This is a genomic window from Vibrio sp. vnigr-6D03, from assembly GCF_002835515.1.
Lineage (GTDB): Bacteria > Pseudomonadota > Gammaproteobacteria > Enterobacterales > Vibrionaceae > Vibrio > Vibrio penaeicida.
In genome coordinates this window covers 150,388-167,260 of sequence record NZ_PIZL01000012.1, presented here as the reverse complement: position 1 = coordinate 167,260, position 16,873 = coordinate 150,388, and the positions used below count along the sequence as shown (strand labels likewise).

Genomic DNA, 16,873 nt, shown 5'->3' with positions numbered 1-16,873 from the left:
GGCACAAAAATCCGCCATCTGATGACATCGTTCTAAAATCTAACATGAAAATGACAAATTTGTAGATAGCGTGACAAAACGATACACATGAGGGCTAGTAAGAACAGCGACTATTTTTTGTGATCTGGTCCTTAAAAAGAGTTATCATACGGCGCTGATAAAACACCTTGTACCACCTTATTGGAGAATCCTTTGCAATTTAAAGACTTAGGGCTAGATAACCGCTTATTGAAAAACCTGAAGCATTACGACTTCAAGCAAGCAACTGATATTCAACGTCAATCCATTCCCGTTGTTATTGCAGGTAAAGACCTGTTGGCATCGTCTAAAACCGGGTCGGGGAAGACGTTAGCATTCGTATTACCGTTGCTTCATAAAGCGCTTAAAACCAAAGCTTTCTCTGCGAAAGATCCAAGAGGGGTCATTTTGGCGCCGACTCGTGAGCTTGCAAAGCAGGTGTACGGTGAACTTCGCGCCATGTTAGGTGGTTTATCTTACGATGCGACCCTTATTTTGGGTGGTGAAAACTTTAACGATCAGGTTAAAGCACTTCGTAAATACCCTAAATTCATTGTCGCGACGCCAGGACGTTTGGCCGACCACCTTGAGCATCGTTCTATGTTTCTCGATGGCGTGGATACGCTGATTCTTGATGAAGCAGACAGAATGCTGGATTTGGGTTTTGCTCCAGAGCTTCGCCGAATTCACAATGCAGCGAAACATCGCCGTCGTCAGACGCTCATGTTTTCAGCGACGCTGGATCATGCGGAAGTGAACGACATTGCTTCTGAAATGCTGAATGCACCAAAACGCATTTCTGTTGGCAGCGCGAACGAAGAACACAAAGACATTACGCAAACTTTCTATCTTTGTGATCACCTTGATCACAAAGAAGCGATCATGAATCGCATCTTGGAAGAGTCTGAGTACCGCCAGGTCATTATCTTCACAGCAACTCGCGCGGATACTGAGCGATTAACCAAAGAGTTGAACGAAAAGAGCCTGAAGGCCATGGCGTTGAGCGGCAATTTAAACCAGACGCAGCGCAACAACATTATGAGCCAATTTGAGCGCCATGTGTTTAAAATATTGGTGACCACCGATGTTGCTTCTCGCGGGCTCGACATTGCGAGCGTGACTCACGTGATTAACTTCGATATGCCAAAGCATACGGAAGAATACGTGCACCGTGTGGGCCGTACTGGACGTGCAGGTAACAAAGGAAATGCCGTGTCGCTTGTTGGTCCTAAAGATTGGGATAGCTTTAAGCGAGTCGAGAATTTCTTACAACAAGACCTTTCTTTCTCTGTGTTGGAAGGCCTTGAAGGTAAATTCAAAGGCATCAAACCACGTAAGCCTGATTATCGCAAAAACGCAGGTGATGAGAAGAAGAAGCGCAAGCCACAAGCGAAGAAAGGCACTAAGAAGCCAGCCAAGCGTGATAAAACTTTCCTCACAAATGTGGCGGTTGGTGATCAGGTATTTATGCCGAAGAAGAAAAAGCCACAGCCGCCTAGCGACGATTAAAATGGCGAGTTAATGAAAAGAATGCTCCGTCAATGAATACGAAAGCCCAGCTAACTAAGCTGGGCTTTTTGCCAAAATAAAACGTTTGTCTCAAATAAAACTATTGCCACAAATAACTCTATCGCCACAAATAAAACTATTGGCAAAGGCTTAGCCAACTGCCTTGCGTTAAAGACTGAAGCTGTTCAGATTGGAGCTTGAATACGGAATTTGGTGAACCCGCTGCTGCCCATATTTCAGAGTATTGTTTTAAGTCTTCGTCCAACACAGTAATGATGGGTTGAATATGGGCGATGGGGGAAACGCCACCAATAGAAAAGCCAGTAAAGGTCTTAACCTGTTTTGCTGTGGCTTTGCCAAGAACAAATCCAGTTGCTTCTTCCACTTTGTCTAAGCTGACAGTATTTGTACCCGATGCGATGATCATTATGGGTTGTTCTGAAAGCTTATCGACAAACACCAAAGACTTGGCTATTTGTTCAACGTTGCAGCCAATGGCATTGGCTGCATCTTTTGCCGTGTGGGTAGAATCGGGGAGGGTTAGCACATCGAAATGCCCTCCGTGGTTTTCCAAATGCTGTTTGACTCTTTCTACGCCTGAGCTTATCGGCTTGTTTTCCATCTGTGTTTTCTCGCTGGGTTATTTTGGTTTATCAGACTCCAACCACTGTTGAACATCTTTAATGACCGTTGGCACTTGGCTTTGCCCATTCTTATCATTAAAAGCGTGGTCCAGCCCTGCAAGCGAAAGGTATTCAATATTAGATTTCCCTTCCTTTTTAAGAAGGTTAAATTGTTCCAATGCCGATTTCACAGAGACGCTGCTGTCTTTTTCGGCTTGAACAAGCAAAACAGGCACCTGCGCTTTTCTTAATACGTCTGTTTGGTTTAGCTCTAATATTTCCCGCCACCATGCAAAGCCATGACCACTTACATTAAACTCAACAGGTTCGCTGTTAAGTACGTATTGAGTGAACTCTTGGACTTCTTGCATTACTTCAGTATAGGTTTTTTTATCCGTTATCTCCGACTTTATTGCATGTTCAAGATCGTCGATAAAACGCGCGCCACCGCCATTAAAAGCCACTACTTTGGAAACGGTTTCTGGGTATTGAGCAAGGAAGTTTGCGACAAGCGCTCCTTCACTGCCACCGACGGCATAAACGTTTTTATAGCGATGTTGAGATCGGACGTGAGAGATAACTTTGAGGTGGTCATCAACCCTCTGACTAATGCTGTCTTTTTGAACAAAACTTTCTGGGCAATCTGTTCGTTCAGGATCTTCGTCGTAGGAAAGCGTCTGAGTAATACCGTATTTCTCGACCGTTAAAAGATCGGCATCGGGTGCAACTGTTGGTAGACCCTCTTTAATCATTTCAACTTTGGTAACACTATTACAATCAGAACCTTGAATAAGAACCAGCAAGGTGTCGGAGGGTTTTTCATTTTCAATGGATAAATAGTAATGAATATTACTGCTATCGGAACGAGGCAAAGTTTGGGCTTGTTCCGCTTGCGCAGTCATTGAAAACATGACTGTTAACAGGCTAAGAAAAACGGGTTTAAGTTCACTCATCATTATGCTCCACGCGTCAGACTCATTATGGACGAAGATAGTTATGGACGAAGATCGTTAAGGACGACGATGAGTGTAGGATGAGAATGGTTAATTTTATCGAAATGGAGATTTGGTGGATTGGCGAACAATCAATTCAATAGGGGGCATTCGCGTTTGGTGGTTTTCACCAGACATCAACTTAAGTAACGCGTCGGCGCATACGGCACCCAGCTCTTCGATGGGCTGACGAAGCGTGGTTAATGCTGGCGTGAAAAAAAGTGATGTTGGAAGATCGTCAAAACCTATAACAGAGACATCTTCTGGCACTTTCATGTTTCGATCATGCAGCGCTTTTATTGCACCGTATGCAGTTTGGTCATTGGCTGCAAACAGCGCAGTAAAGTGTGTATTTGAGTCGATCAATTCCAGTGTTTTTTCATACCCTGACTCAGAACTGAAGTCGCCTTGTTTTACCAATGATTTCCCTGCCTTGATACCGGCTTCATCCAGAGCCTTTTTATACCCTAAAAAGCGCGAACGAGAGTCTGGTTGATTGGAATGCCCCTTGATGTGCGCTATTGCGACATGTCCTTGTTGCAGAAGATGTAACGTTGCCATGTATCCGCCAAGCTCATTGTCGATCGATAAAGAAAGGACGTTGTTCCCGTTGACGTGATAGCCCACCGCAACGACAGGCGTAGCATCGCTGAACTCAAGAATCTGCATTTCGGTTAAGCTACCCGTAAATATGATGACGCCATCAACATGGCTTTGAGCGAGGTAATCCAGCGCGTGCAGTTCTTGGCTGTTATTCCAATGACCGGAAGCAATGACCAATGAATAGCCATGTGCCATCAACGTGCTTTCCATGTTGATCAACATTCGATTGGTATGGGGGCTTTCTGGGTTTTGGACCAGGACCCCAATGGTCATTGAGCGCTTTCCAGAACCAAGCGTCATCTGAACGTTAGGCTTGTAGCCCGTCGCTTTCAGAGCGGCTTCGATGTTGGCACTTTTTTGTTCTGAAACATAACTGCTTCGGTTTAAAAAACGCGACACGGTACTAACTGAAACCCCAGCGTGGCGGGCGACATCATATACGGTGGATTCTTTTTTCTTTCTCGTCATGATTCCTCAGAAGATGGAGAACTCAGTCAGCCAACGACTGTTCACTTTCAATATCAAAAAGGTGGATAGCATCCATATCTAAGTATACTGATAAGATGTCAACGTCAACTTCTGCCGCTTGAGTTTCAATTGTGAGCGATTGTCCATCCAACATGCCTTTCACTAATATGCTCGCACCAAGTAGCTCTTTATCGATGACTTTAATCGGTAAAGGGTAGTAGCGTGAATGACTTATTTGCTCGGCGCGCAAATAGAGATCGGTGGGGCGAATACCAAAATGTACAGAGGCTTCATTTCTGGCTTTTGCAATGAAGCGTTCAGGCATAGGGATAAGAAGCGATCCCAATCTAATACTCCAGTTGCCTTCGTGTTGTACCTGCTGTGCATCCAGCATATTCATTGAAGGATTACCAATAAACTGCGCGACAAACTTGTTGGCAGGACGCTGGAATACGTCTGTTGGCGTTCCGACCTGTGCAACATAACCGTCTTTTAGAATCACTATTCTGTCGGCCAGCGTCATGGCTTCGATTTGGTCGTGGGTAACGTAAATGGTCGTGGTCTTTAATTCTCTATGCAGGTGCTTTATCTCTTCACGCATGGTTCCGCGAAGTTTTGCGTCTAGATTGGATAGAGGTTCATCAAACAAAAAGACTTTTGGGGTTCGAACCATGGCTCGTCCCATTGCAACGCGCTGCCTTTGCCCGCCAGATAATGCCTTTGGTTTTCGATCTAAAAGTGGTGCCAATTCCAACATTTCAGCGGCCTTTCGAACTTCTGTGTCGATGTCACTTTTAGACATGCCTTTCAATTTAAGCGCAAAGGCGATGTTTTCATAAACCGTCATATGTGGATAAAGGGCGTAACTCTGAAACACCATCGCCAGATCTCGGTCTTTGGCATCGACAGAATTCATCAATTTGTCGCCTACGTAGATTTCCCCTGAAGATATCGATTCCAGCCCCGCTAACATCCTTAAAGTCGTCGATTTCCCGCAGCCTGATGGTCCGAGAAAAACCACAAACTCGCCGTCGTCTACCGTGAAATCAAACTGTTTTACAACCGCCACGTCACCGTAGGATTTTTTCAAATTTTTAAATTCAACTTTGGCCATTAGTTGCCTCCTTTAGAGCGGTCTTCCAACATGTTTCGATACGCAATGGCACTGTGTTTTAGAGTGCGCTTTTGCGTGGCATAATCGACATAGACCAAGCCGAACCTTTGTTGATACCCAAATGCCCACTCAAAGTTGTCCATTAGGCTCCATGCAAAGTAACCACTTACTTTAACGCCTGATTTAATCGCTTTGTCTACCGCATTGAGGTGAGCTTGAAAGTAACGGACACGCTGCTCGTCGTGGACTTCTCCATCCACGAGTTTGTCGTTCACTGCTGCGCCATTTTCAGTAATAAATATTGGTGGCAGCTCCTTGTAGTAATCATGGATACGCAGAAGCACATCAGTCAGTGCTTGAGGGTAAACTTCCCAACCAATATGGGTGTGCTCGGCGTCGTTTTGGCTGACGCTTTGAATCTGACGGTTGGAACCGTATCGCACTACGGAACGGGTATAAAAATTGATGCCCAGATAATCGATGGGTGCACTGATTATTTGCAGGTCTTTTTCCAAAATAACGGGCAGATTTTCCTTTTGTTTCTCCAGTACCAAATCAGGGTAGTTGCCGTGCAAGATGGGCTCCATAAACCAATGGCAGCTTTCTGCATCTTCGTATTTTGCGGCATTTTCATCCGCTTTAGTTTCTGGATAAGCAGGAGTCACATTGAGCACAATGCCGTGTTTCGAAGCCGGTGCATTTTGACGCAGAAGTGGCATCGCTAAACCATGTGCTAGCAGAAGGTGATGCGATGCCTGAAAACCTTCTTTCTCTCCCTTTATCCCAGGTGCGTGAATGCCCCAGCGATAGCCAAGAAAAGCGGACACAAAGGGTTCGTTCAGCGTGGTATAACAATCAATTTTATTTCCGAAGTATTGGCTAACAATATTGGCGTATTCGGCAAATTTGTAGGCCGTTTCGCGGTTCAGCCAACCACCACGATCTTCCAAATACTGAGGTAAATCCCAATGGTATAAGGTGACGTAAACTTTGAGCCCTTGCTGGCGGCATTCATCAATAATACGTTCATAAAATGCCAAGCCAGCGGTGTTTACGATGCCGTCTTTGTCGACAATACGTGGCCACGCTATCGAGAATCTGTAGGCATCGACGCCCAGCTCTTTGATCATGGTGATGTCTTGTTTCCATAAATGGTAATGATCACAAGCAATATCGCCATTGTCGTTATTATCGACAGTATTCGGTCGAAGGCAGAACGTATCCCAAATGGAAGGGCATCGACCGTCTGCTGTGACTCCTCCTTCGATTTGGTAAGAAGAGGTCGCGACCCCAAATACAAAGTCTTTTGAGAGCATGGATGAGTCGTGTGGAAGCTGGTATTTGTTCATAAAACGTTATCCTTTTACGGCTCCAGAGGTTAAGCCGCTTATCATTTGCCGCGAAGCAAATAGGTAGGCTGTTACCAAAGGAAGAATGGAAATTGTGGTGCCAAGCATGACGGCTCCCCAAGGTGTGTTTGGAATACCTTGTACGCTGCGTAATGCTTGAGTAATGACATAGTTTTCTGGCGAAGTGAGTACCACGAGTGGGTTCATAAAACTGTTCCAGAAAAACACAAATTGAACGATGGCTAATGTGGCGAGTGCCGGTTTCATAAGAGGAAGAACCACACTCCAGTACGTGCGAAATTCTCCAGCACCGTCTAGCTTGGCTGCTTCGAGCAATTCTTTTGGGATAGAGGCAACCACATGTTGGCGCATTAGGAATATGCCAAACGGCGTTGTCGTAAAGGGTAACCACACTGCCATATGGTTATCGATAAGCCCTAAAAACTTCACGATCATGAAATAGGGGATTAGGCTCAAAACTGGCGGTATCATCATGGATCCAACCAACATACCAAATAGGACATTTTTCCCTCTGAATTGATATACCGCGAAGGCATACCCTCCCATCGAGCAAAACAAAAGCGAAATTGTGGTACCCAAAAAGGCCACGTAAATGGAGTTAAACATCGCTTGCCAAAAAGGCATGATTTCAAGCAACTTGGCGTAATTAATCGCGAGGCTATCACCAATGGCAAAGCTGATGCCTGAACCGAATATTTCCGTTCGATCACGAGTTGAAAGCAGTGCAGACCAAATAAATGGAAATACAGTCATCAAGGCGGAGATGATTAATACACTTGCCAGAGCAACCAGTGCGACCTTAACGATGACTTCCGTCACACGTGTGTTTTGAGGGGCGATAGAATGATTCATATTATTGTTCCCCTAATCCTTTCTTCCCGAAGAAGAAAAATTGAATGCAGGTGAAAAAGGCGATAAGCGCAAAGAGCAGCCATGAAATAGCGGAAGCCGTCCCCATCTCTAGCCATTCCCAGCCGACTTTGTATAAGTACATAGAGATGGTTAACGCAGATTGACCGGTTCCCCCTGTCCCCCTTGTCAACACGAATGGTTCTTCAAACAACTGTAGGTTACCGATGATGGTCATGGTGACAGCAAAGAACACAAACGGTCGAATCATTGGAAGTGAGATACTCCAAAACCGACGAAACGCGTTGGCTCCATCCATTCTGGCGGCTTCTAAAATGTCTTTTGGAATGGTCATTAAGCCAGTAGTGTAGAGGACGATGTTAAAACCGGTGTATTTCCAAAATACCATGATTGCGATTGCGGGTTTTACCATGGTTGAATCGTCGAGCCATCGTATGGGCTGATAGTCGTTTACCCAGCTAAATGCCCACCCAAATAACGTGCTGTCGGATAGCATGATGAGCGTTTGGTTGATGATTCCGCTGTTAGGGGAATACATGTTGAAAAAGATAAGAGACGCCGCGACAGTCGATGTAATGAACGGCAAAAAATAAGCCGATGTGAGCCAATGCCTAAGCCGATCGCTTAATGAAACCAAAATATAAGCGACAGGTATGGCGACTAAGTGCTGAGCTACGCCTGACGTGATGGCCAACCACAGGGTATTCTTAAGCGAACGCCATAACCAAGGGTCGGTGAGCGCAATTTCGTAGTTCTCCACTCCCACATATTTCATTGCGGCTAACCCTTCAACAGGGTTCCACGCATGAAATGACAGGTAGACCGAAAACAGCAGGGGAAAGACACCGAAAACGGAAAAAATAATTATGAATGGCAACAAAAATCCATAAGGTGTTAGCGCATTCATCTGAAAGCGCTTTTCCTGTGTATTCGTTGGAATTTCGGTTGCTTTACTGTTTGCAGTATCCATATCCTGCTGGCTCCGTATTGCTTCAAATCTGAGTGACGCCTTAAATCCAAGTGATGTCTTAGATTCAAGTTACGTTCTCAATTCCAGTAACTTTTATTACAGGTTACGTGTTCTGCGTTTTATAAGACGCTCTGCTTCTTTGAGCGCAGTTTCGATGTCTTTGCCTTCATCGAGCACTTCCATTAATGCATTTTCTAGAATGATGGCTCGGGCAACGTGATCGCCTTTACTCGGCTGTACGGGTTTTATATTTTTCGCCACATCTGCAAACAGTAATCGCGCTTTCTGCCCACCTAAGAATTCAACTTCTTGTTCGAACAAAGGATCGTCGTAGGTTGTTGTGTTGGCTGGGAACGCCGCGATAGTTTCAAAGTGCTTAAGTTGAACTGCACGGTTTGTTGTCATGTATTCAATCAGCTTCCACGCTTCATCTGGATGGTCAGATTGTTTTGGAATAGAGAGGAAAGACCCACCCCAGCTGCCATAAATACCATCAGGTAAGTGAGAAACGGCCCATTTCCCTTTGGTATCTGGGGCAATCCAATTGTTTAGGTGACCCAAAAGCCAAGCGCCAGAAAGTTGGGTTGCAAATGTGCCTTTGCGGAAACCTTCATACCACTCATTCGACCAAGCTAAGATTCGAGCGTCTAATCCGTTGTCTCGGATCTTTTTCGCTACTTCAAACGCGTGGACAAAGCGTTGCGAAGTGACAACGGAATTACCCTGTTTATCAAAATACAGGCCTTCACCTTCTGGGACTGTCGTGAAAATAATGGCTTGCGCGACATCTGCAGCTGACGCAATAAGCTGGACATTCTGTTGCTTTAATTTGACCCCAGCAGCGATGTAAGCATCCCAATCTTTAATGGCTTCTTTTACATCAATACCCGCTTTTTCAAAGATGTCGGTTCGGTAATACATTACGCCAGGTCCCAAATCGACGGGTATGCCGTACATGCTTCCATCGCCTCCTTTGCCTTGCGCCCATGCATAAGGCGCAAATTGCGCTTGATACTTATCCGCACCGTATTGTTTTGAAAGGTTAACTAAGCCGCCTGATGCGACAAAGGGACCAATTTTTTCAACATCGACAACGATCACGTCACCTGCGCCAGATCCGGTCGCCAGGTTAGTAGTGAGCTTGGTGTGGTGGTCGCCATGATTGTTCATCAGGTAATCAACGTTGATTCCAGACTCTTTCGTAAACTCCGGCAATATGACCTTTAAACTGCTGTCAAAATCGGGGAAACCATCAAATCGGATTTTGTTTTCTTCGGCATGAACGGTGGAAGCGACGCCTAATGCAAGCGCGCAACATGCGGCAATTTGAAACACTTTCATATCATATCCTTATGGGTTTTATTGGGTGCAGGCAACAGAGTGCGTGGGCAGTATCAATAAACTCTGGTCGATATAGTGTGAACTTCGTCTCATCAGGCTAGAGAGGAGAAATAGGAATTTCAGGAAAATTGAAAGGCTGGGCAAATTCAATACATGCCATGAAACTGTTTCATGGCATCAAAAAAAAGCAATAAATCATGAATGGAACGATATGTGTTTTTATTGTGATTATTGTCACAATAACTCTCTGCTATTTTGAATTATGAAAATACATTTCAAATTGTTAAATAATAGGGTTTTAGTTGATATTTGGGCTTGCGGGAGGGTTTTTCATCGCTTTGTATTCAATTTGTGAATTATTATTCGAGTTTATTCCTGATTAATGGTTGAGCTCGCTATCGTGAGGATTGTTTACCTTGGGTCGTTTTATGAGCGTTTGGGTGTTAAATGCGTGATTTGTGTCAAATATCAATGTAAATGATAATTGATATCATTATTGTTTGGGTGCACCATGCGCGACCTTTTATAAGTTCTCTCTATATTTCTAAGGTTGCTCATGCTTTGGCGTTCTTCACTGATTTTATTCACTAGTCTCACATGCTTTCATGTTCAGGCTCAGGATGAGTTCCAATGGCTCAGAGATGACAGCCGAAGCGACGCGAGCGTTAAGCAGTTTTTGGTTGAACAAAATACCAAAACCGACAAAACCTTATCAAACATAAAGCCGCTTAAGGACTTGCTACTCGATAAATGGCAACGTGATGATGTCGAAAAGGCCCCTCAACCTTGGTTGGTGATAAAAGGGGAGCAGTACAAACTTAGCGTTCAAGATGGTCGACAAGTTTTACTGCGAAAAAATCGCTCAAACGCGATGGCTGAAGTTGTATTGGATATCAGTGCTCGGCAAGAGAAGCACGCTTATTACCGCCTAGCTAATTGGACGCTAAGCCACGATTTAAGCGCGATAGCGTTGGCGGAAGATGTTTCTGGGACTGGACAGCACCAGATTTCGGTGATTGAACTTGAAACCGGTTCAGAAACATGGGTTACCAGTGGTTCTGAATCCACAGTGCTGTGGTCGAGAGACGATCGTTCTCTGTATGCAGTCGGTCAAGAAAACACGACTCAGCGCCCCTACCAATTGGTTCGATTTGACCTCAATTCAAAAAGTAAGATAACCGTATTTAATGAAGCCGATCCAGCGTGGCTGGTGTCTGTTTATCCGGCTAGCGATGACAATTGGGCGATTGTTCAATCTAATAATGAATCCAGCGTAGAACAACTTCTTCTTAACCTAAACACTGGGGCATTGTCGAAAACCATTTTCCCTAGAAAGGATGGGCTGGAGTATTTTGCAGATATCGCCAACAAGCAGTTGTTTGTGAATTCTAACCATCAAGGAGAATTTGCTATTTGGCAAAAGCCCCTTAAAGCCGACATTTCTGAACTTAGCCTTGCGTTCCAACCTACTGAAAATGAATCCATCGATAATTTTTATCTTTTCGAATCTGCGTTAGTCGTTTCGACGGTGGCTCATCAAAACCGCAAGCTAACGGCTGTAAGAGATGGAAAAACCGTGTGGCAGAACTCATTGAATGAGAATGGTGCTGTCACTTGGGTGAAGAGAAATGGCGACTATGGCAGTAATCGAATTCGTTTGCGCAGCATGTCATTGATTCAACCGCCTAAATGGTCGGAATTGGATGTGAATACTGGGCAGGTTTCTGCCCTTTCTCAAGATGTCTATCCAAGCCACGATACCGAAAATTATGTCTCAAAACAGGTTTGGGTTAAGCAAGACGGAGTGCGTGTTCCTGTCACCTTGGCTTATCGCAAGGACAAGCTAACCAAGCAATCACCGGTTATTTTGTATGGTTACGGTGCCTATGGTGTCGCCATGCGCCCTTACTTTATGCCTCAAATAGTTAGCTTGTTAAATCAAGGCGCAATTTACGCTATCGCGCATGTTCGCGGTGGCGGTTTCCTTGGAAATGACTGGCATGTATCAGGTCGAGGCATCAACAAGCAAAACGGCATTGACGACTTTCATGTTGCCAGCCAGTTTATGAAAACTTTCCAGCATGGTCAGCGCCCTATTCTCGCAATAGGAGGCAGTGCTGGCGGTACGTTAGTCGCAGCAGCGATCAATCAAAAGCCAGAACTGTATCAAGGCGCGGTATTACAAGTGCCATTTTTAGATGTTGTAAACAGCATGTCCGACAGCTCTATCCCATTGAGCGATCAACAGCATTTGGAATGGGGTAACCCAAGTGATGCCAAACAGCGTGAAGTGATGCTGAACTTCGACCCGTATCAAAACCTTAAAAAGCAAAGCTACCCGCCTGTGCTAGTGCGCGTGGGTTATCAGGATCGTCGAGTACCTTTTTGGGAAGGTGCTAAGTATGTCGCTCGCCTAAATATGCTGAGTACCGCAGACCACTCTTACTTGTTGCGCACCGATTTCGTATCTGGTCACAGACCGGATCGCCGACACGCTCTGAATTTTCAGGCGGAAGAGTACGCTTTTCTCCTTTCACTTGTTCAACACTCATCAGCGGAGTAATTGATGAAACTTTCTCCTTTATCTGTCGCAGTATCGGCTGCGTTGTTTTCTCATATCTGCTTCGCTGAAAGCGGCACAGTTTCTAATCAAAATGAACAGGAATTTGTCGAAACCGTCGTTGTAACGGCAAACAAAATTGACACTCCTCTGTTTGAAGTACCGGGATCCATCTCCGTAGTAGATATGGACAAGGTGGAAAAGGAAGGGGCAACAGAACTCTATGACGCGCTGGACACCGAACCGGGTGTTTCTGTTACTGGCGGAGCGGGTCGGTCTCAGAACATCGTAATCCGAGGGATGACAGGAAACCGAGTTGCCATTGTGAAAGATGGCGTAAAAATGTCGGACGGTTACGGTGCTCTGGATCTCAATGATGGTGCAGGTCGCGACACTTTTGATATCAACAGCCTAAAGCAAATCGAAGTGGTGAAAGGGGCGAGCTCCAACATTCACGGCTCTGGTGCTATTGGTGGTGTTGTGGTACTGGTTTCCAAGAAGCCAGAGGACTATTTGCAAGGTAAAGATTTCCATTCCGAGGTAGGCACCACCTACACCCAGATCAGTAACAAAACCAAAAGCTATGCTCTTTCCGCATTTCGTTTTCAAGATACTGAAGCCTTAATTCGCGCCAGCTACTGGTTGGGGGAGGAGACCCGAAACTACAAGCAGGATCTCTATAATCGTGATATCGACGGCTACAATCTGGATGCGGTGGTTGACCATTATCTGCACGACGATTTTATTATTAAAGCCAAAGCAAATTACTACCTTAACCGTGTTAATCGCGATGAAGGCACGCATATTGTTCAGCCGGATGGAAAATGGGACGTTAGCCACTACAACGACAAAGTTTTTACCCGGACGATCGGCGTTGAACTTGGGACACAGCATACCGTCTCAAATGCATTTTACGATGAGCTGAATACCAAGGGCTATCTGCGTGATTCCACTTCGCAGCGCGATCGCAATTACTCGATATATCGTGATAACAGAGGCATCACGGAGTACCGCAATGAAGATGATCATCGTGAGTTTAACGACAGTGCGATGGGCATCAATCTGGACGCCAATAAACTAACTGACTTCGCCGATATGCAGCATCAGATCGTTTACGGTGTAGAAGTAGACCGTCGTTCGTACAACCGCCCGGTTAGCCGAAAGACATTCGACACAAATGGTTTGGACGAGCAAGATAAGTCGCCATTTGCCGGAGTGGTTACTCACAGATTCAGTTCGTACATAAAAGACAGAGCAACCCATGGCAACTGGATATTCGATCTTGGCGCACGCTTTGATTTTCACCACCTCGAGCCTGAAACAAGAAGCGAAATTGGTGGCTACGAAATCAGCAATACCCGCAGTTCAGAATGGTCACCAAGTCTGTCCGTCACCCACAAGTTCACGCCTTCTCTGAATGGTTATATCAGCTACAACCATGGCTATCGTGCGCCGAGCTACGACAAGGTATATGGCTTTGTCCCTCACCTGTTTAACCTATTCGACCCGTTTTACATTATTCCGAATTTAGAGTTGGAAAAAGAGACCAGCGATTCCTACGAACTGGGTGCTAAATATCAGGACGGTCAATGGTCTTGGTCGACGGCGGTTTTCCACACCCAATACAAAAACTTCATCGATGTTAAGCGAATAGGTCGGGATCCAAACGGCAATTCGCTGTACCAGTATGTAAACAAGAAAAATGTGTTTACGCAGGGGATGGAATTCTCTGTGGCATACCAGATTGATGAACAATGGGCAGTGTCGACCAAAGCAGGCGTCGTTGATGGAAAAGATGGCGATGGCAATTACATCCGTTCTCTGACTCCATGGGAAGGCAATGTTCAGCTCGACTACGAACAAAATGCGTTGAGTGGTTACCTTCGAATGAACTGGGCTGCAGAGATGACCAGAACCCCTGTCTGCAACAATCAACTCCAAGTGGAAGTGCCGTGTGACCAGACTCAGGCTTGGCAGTCACTGGATGCAGGTGCAAGCGTCGTGCTTTGGGATGACCTGACTTTGAGTGCTAACGTGATCAACCTGCTGGACAATCAATTTACGCGTTATCAGGACATCGCCGGATTGGGTAAGCATCAGACCTCTTTCTCAACGGAACCTGGTCGGTATTTCACACTTAACGCGAAATACGAGTTCTAGGGAGGCATGATGAAAAAGTACCTGTTGCCGACCCTGCTTTGTGCCTCTATCTCTTCTGCAATGGCAGGCGAGTGGGACTACCCGAGCGATGTAGCCACAGTGACCAGCGATGGCGAAGCACTAAATTACGTGAGCCAGCGCTATGCTGATGTCGGTTCATTCCGTTTGCGTTACGTTACCGAAAGTAAGCTTGGTAAGCATTATAACTTCGATGTGCTGGTAGGCGGTGAATACAAACATCAGAGAACAGTCGTTCTGAGTGTGGATAACGACCAGCGCGTTGCCCGTATTTTCAAAAGCTTAGAAGATACGGTGATTCGAAACGGGTTGGCCACCACTACTGTTGAACTAGAAAATCCGAGGCGTCTTGAGGCGCTAGAGCCGCCAGAGTTGGCAACCGGTTCTATCAAGTCTGTGAACGTCAATGTGTTCGACCCAGATCTTCGTACCATGGATAAGGTTCCGCAACCCGATGCCTTGTGGAAAAACCTGGAAGACTACCCGCATTCTATTCGTTACGTGAGCAAGCCTGTATCTGTTCTTGAATCTGGTGGCAAGCTGTATCTGGCTAACGAGCGTGTGCGTCAGGTGGACGCGAAGGAGCTGCAACAGAAAAATGCGGATACCGGAGTTTGGGAAACCAGCCCGACCAGCTCGTTTCTGGCTCAGGAAGGTATTGTTGAATTCGCTTCTGAAGCCGCACTAAGTTCAGTCACTTATGACATGCCAGAATTTGCGCAGGTTATGGCGTTTTACCACCTAGATCATTCGCTGCAATACTTGTCTTCACTGGGTTCTGACTTGTTTTCTGAACCTGTTCGCTTTGACGGAAGGGGACTGTCGCAAGATAACTCTACATATTACTTCGGTCCTAAAGCCGCCATGTTCGGCATTACAGGCTCGCCAGATGCACTCGATGCCGATGTGGTTATCCATGAGCTGGGGCACGGGATCCACTATCAGATTGTGCCGGACTGGGGCTATGGTCATACAGGTGCTATCGGAGAAGGTTTTGGCGACTACTGGGCAGGTTCTTACAGCTATCGTATTCAGTATGCTCAGGGTGAATCTTTTGAGCTGGATACCTTTGCTAACTGGGATGGATTATTTGGCTTCAAGAAAAATACCCGAAGCCTGTGGAATCAGCGTGCTCGCTACTTTGAAAGAAGTGAATACCGACCACACGAATATGTGGGCGGAGAGCTGGGCGACGAGCTTTGGTCAACGCCTTTGTTCCAGTCACTGAAACAATCGGTCGCCAAATACGGACAGGTCGCTTTCTCGGAGTTTGACACCATTGTGCTGCAATCCATGTATGGTTTAGGTCGCGGTATGAAAATGCACGATCTGGCAGAAAGCATGATTTTTGTTGCCAACAAACTGTATTCGGGCAAGGAATACGCTCAGATCCTAAAAGCGAATTTTGATATTCACGGGCTGATTAAAGAGCCATTTCGTGTGGTCAATACGCCCAAATTTATCGATCCTGAGCATGGCATTGATCTGCAGATCCAGCGTACCTTATCACTAAGCAGTATCGATGGTGTAGCCCGTACCGATTTGGCGAAAGAGGTCGGCTTTTCTGATACCAGTTCGGTTCTCCAGAAGGTTCATATTTCAGGTCTGTCGAATGGTGTTTGTGCCAAGCCTTTTGATTTGACATTAGACATTCAATATCAGGTTACGAGCAACCAGTCTGTTCGCCACTGGCAGCATACAGAGCAGCTTATTTACGGACAGCCGAACTTTGTCACTCCAGTCACTTCAGTCAACGCATCCATTCCTGATGCGGACCAGAACAATAATTTGGGCGTTAAGTCGTTCAGCTATGATGTATACGCTCAAAAATCCATTTCAGACAATCTTGGGATTTATTTCGAGTTGGAGCACGCAAAGCTTACCGACCTAGAACTCAAGCTAACCAGCCCAGATAACGTTGTTATCCGAATTAAGCCGCATGAATACAGCAGTGGCAATACGTTCAAACGCTATTTTGCTGCGGGCAACTCAAAGGAATTAGATGCCCTGAAAGGAACCAGTATGTATGGCATCTGGCGACTGGAAATCACCGACTTTGCACACCAGGACACAGGCACCTTATTGAAATGGGGTGTCAGCGAACTGAGTGGATATCAATGTGAGAATACGACGACAGATAACAATAAAAAGCCGTCGACGACGCAATCTTCAGGCGGGGCGTCCATTGCCTGGCTAAGTTTGCTCATTCTATTTACCGGAGCCTGGCTTCGGAACCGCAAGTACTACTAAGAGTTCA

The 16,873-nt window shown here is 45.7% G+C and carries 12 protein-coding genes; 4 read left to right on the top strand and 8 right to left on the bottom strand.

Features of this window, described 5'->3' with window-relative positions:
- Window positions 1–180 precede the first annotated feature (180 nt).
- Entirely contained in the window at window positions 181–1,527 is a 1,347-nt protein-coding gene (locus CW749_RS08715; RefSeq protein ID WP_101111639.1) for a DEAD/DEAH box helicase, read from the top strand.
- A gap of 136 nt (window positions 1,528–1,663) precedes the next feature.
- On the opposite strand, the gene CW749_RS08710 is transcribed toward CW749_RS08715, so the two are convergent.
- The 8 genes from CW749_RS08710 to CW749_RS08675 all read right to left on the bottom strand — a co-directional run bounded on the left by CW749_RS08710 (window position 1,664) and on the right by CW749_RS08675 (window position 9,878).
- The gene (locus CW749_RS08710) at window positions 1,664–2,149 is read right to left on the bottom strand and encodes a YbaK/EbsC family protein (RefSeq protein ID WP_101111638.1); all 486 of its coding nucleotides are present in this window, start codon (window positions 2,147–2,149) and stop codon (window positions 1,664–1,666) included.
- 18 nt (window positions 2,150–2,167) lie between these two features.
- On the bottom strand, window positions 2,168–3,106 hold the full coding sequence (locus CW749_RS08705) for a prolyl oligopeptidase family serine peptidase (RefSeq protein WP_101111637.1): 939 nt from the start codon (window positions 3,104–3,106) through the stop codon (window positions 2,168–2,170).
- A 93-nt stretch (window positions 3,107–3,199) separates the two neighbouring features.
- Entirely contained in the window at window positions 3,200–4,213 is a 1,014-nt protein-coding gene (locus tag CW749_RS08700; protein WP_101111636.1) for a substrate-binding domain-containing protein, read from the bottom strand.
- Window positions 4,214–4,235: 22 nt separating this feature from the next.
- Entirely contained in the window at window positions 4,236–5,327 is a 1,092-nt protein-coding gene (gene ugpC / locus CW749_RS08695; protein WP_101111635.1) for a sn-glycerol-3-phosphate ABC transporter ATP-binding protein UgpC, read from the bottom strand.
- Entirely contained in the window at window positions 5,327–6,676 is a 1,350-nt protein-coding gene (locus tag CW749_RS08690; RefSeq protein ID WP_101111634.1) for a GH1 family beta-glucosidase, read from the bottom strand. The genes ugpC and CW749_RS08690 overlap by 1 nt, the downstream gene beginning before the upstream one ends.
- A gap of 6 nt (window positions 6,677–6,682) precedes the next feature.
- Window positions 6,683–7,549 (bottom strand): carbohydrate ABC transporter permease, encoded by an 867-nt coding sequence (locus CW749_RS08685; protein WP_101111633.1) that lies wholly within the window; start codon window positions 7,547–7,549, stop codon window positions 6,683–6,685.
- Window position 7,550: 1 nt separating this feature from the next.
- Window positions 7,551–8,474, bottom strand: a complete 924-nt coding sequence (locus CW749_RS08680) for a sugar ABC transporter permease (RefSeq protein WP_237322405.1) — start codon at window positions 8,472–8,474, stop codon at window positions 7,551–7,553.
- A gap of 159 nt (window positions 8,475–8,633) precedes the next feature.
- The gene (locus CW749_RS08675; protein ID WP_101111631.1) at window positions 8,634–9,878 is read right to left on the bottom strand and encodes an extracellular solute-binding protein; all 1,245 of its coding nucleotides are present in this window, start codon (window positions 9,876–9,878) and stop codon (window positions 8,634–8,636) included.
- Window positions 9,879–10,434: 556 nt separating this feature from the next.
- Between CW749_RS08675 and CW749_RS08670 the strand changes: the two genes are divergently transcribed.
- From CW749_RS08670 to CW749_RS08660, 3 genes are read left to right on the top strand one after another with little or no spacing between them, the layout of a single operon-like run.
- A complete protein-coding gene (locus tag CW749_RS08670; protein WP_101111630.1) occupies window positions 10,435–12,441 on the top strand; it encodes a prolyl oligopeptidase family serine peptidase in 2,007 nt (668 codons plus the stop codon).
- Between the two features lie 3 nt (window positions 12,442–12,444).
- Window positions 12,445–14,598 (top strand): TonB-dependent hemoglobin/transferrin/lactoferrin family receptor, encoded by a 2,154-nt coding sequence (locus CW749_RS08665; RefSeq protein WP_101111629.1) that lies wholly within the window; start codon window positions 12,445–12,447, stop codon window positions 14,596–14,598.
- A 9-nt stretch (window positions 14,599–14,607) separates the two neighbouring features.
- Window positions 14,608–16,866 carry a proprotein convertase P-domain-containing protein gene (locus CW749_RS08660; RefSeq protein ID WP_180958360.1) on the top strand — a complete coding sequence of 753 codons (2,259 nt, stop codon included), beginning with the start codon at window positions 14,608–14,610 and terminating at the stop codon, window positions 16,864–16,866.
- The last annotated feature ends 7 nt before the right edge of the window (window positions 16,867–16,873 follow it).

Bases quoted from the DNA above. Each gene is read 5' to 3' on its own strand.
- CW749_RS08700 (WP_101111636.1), bottom strand. From the start codon at position 4,213: ATGACGAGAAAGAAAAAAGAATCCACCGTATATGATGTCGCCCGCCAC.
- ugpC (WP_101111635.1), bottom strand. From the start codon at position 5,327: ATGGCCAAAGTTGAATTTAAAAATTTGAAAAAATCCTACGGTGACGTG.
- CW749_RS08665 (WP_101111629.1), top strand. From the start codon at position 12,445: ATGAAACTTTCTCCTTTATCTGTCGCAGTATCGGCTGCGTTGTTTTCT.
- CW749_RS08690 (WP_101111634.1), bottom strand. From the start codon at position 6,676: ATGAACAAATACCAGCTTCCACACGACTCATCCATGCTCTCAAAAGAC.
- CW749_RS08670 (WP_101111630.1), top strand. From the start codon at position 10,435: ATGCTTTGGCGTTCTTCACTGATTTTATTCACTAGTCTCACATGCTTT.
- CW749_RS08660 (WP_180958360.1), top strand. From the start codon at position 14,608: ATGAAAAAGTACCTGTTGCCGACCCTGCTTTGTGCCTCTATCTCTTCT.
- CW749_RS08680 (WP_237322405.1), bottom strand. From the start codon at position 8,474: ATGAATGCGCTAACACCTTATGGATTTTTGTTGCCATTCATAATTATT.
- CW749_RS08685 (WP_101111633.1), bottom strand. From the start codon at position 7,549: ATGAATCATTCTATCGCCCCTCAAAACACACGTGTGACGGAAGTCATC.
- CW749_RS08710 (WP_101111638.1), bottom strand. From the start codon at position 2,149: ATGGAAAACAAGCCGATAAGCTCAGGCGTAGAAAGAGTCAAACAGCAT.
- CW749_RS08675 (WP_101111631.1), bottom strand. From the start codon at position 9,878: ATGAAAGTGTTTCAAATTGCCGCATGTTGCGCGCTTGCATTAGGCGTC.
- CW749_RS08705 (WP_101111637.1), bottom strand. From the start codon at position 3,106: ATGATGAGTGAACTTAAACCCGTTTTTCTTAGCCTGTTAACAGTCATG.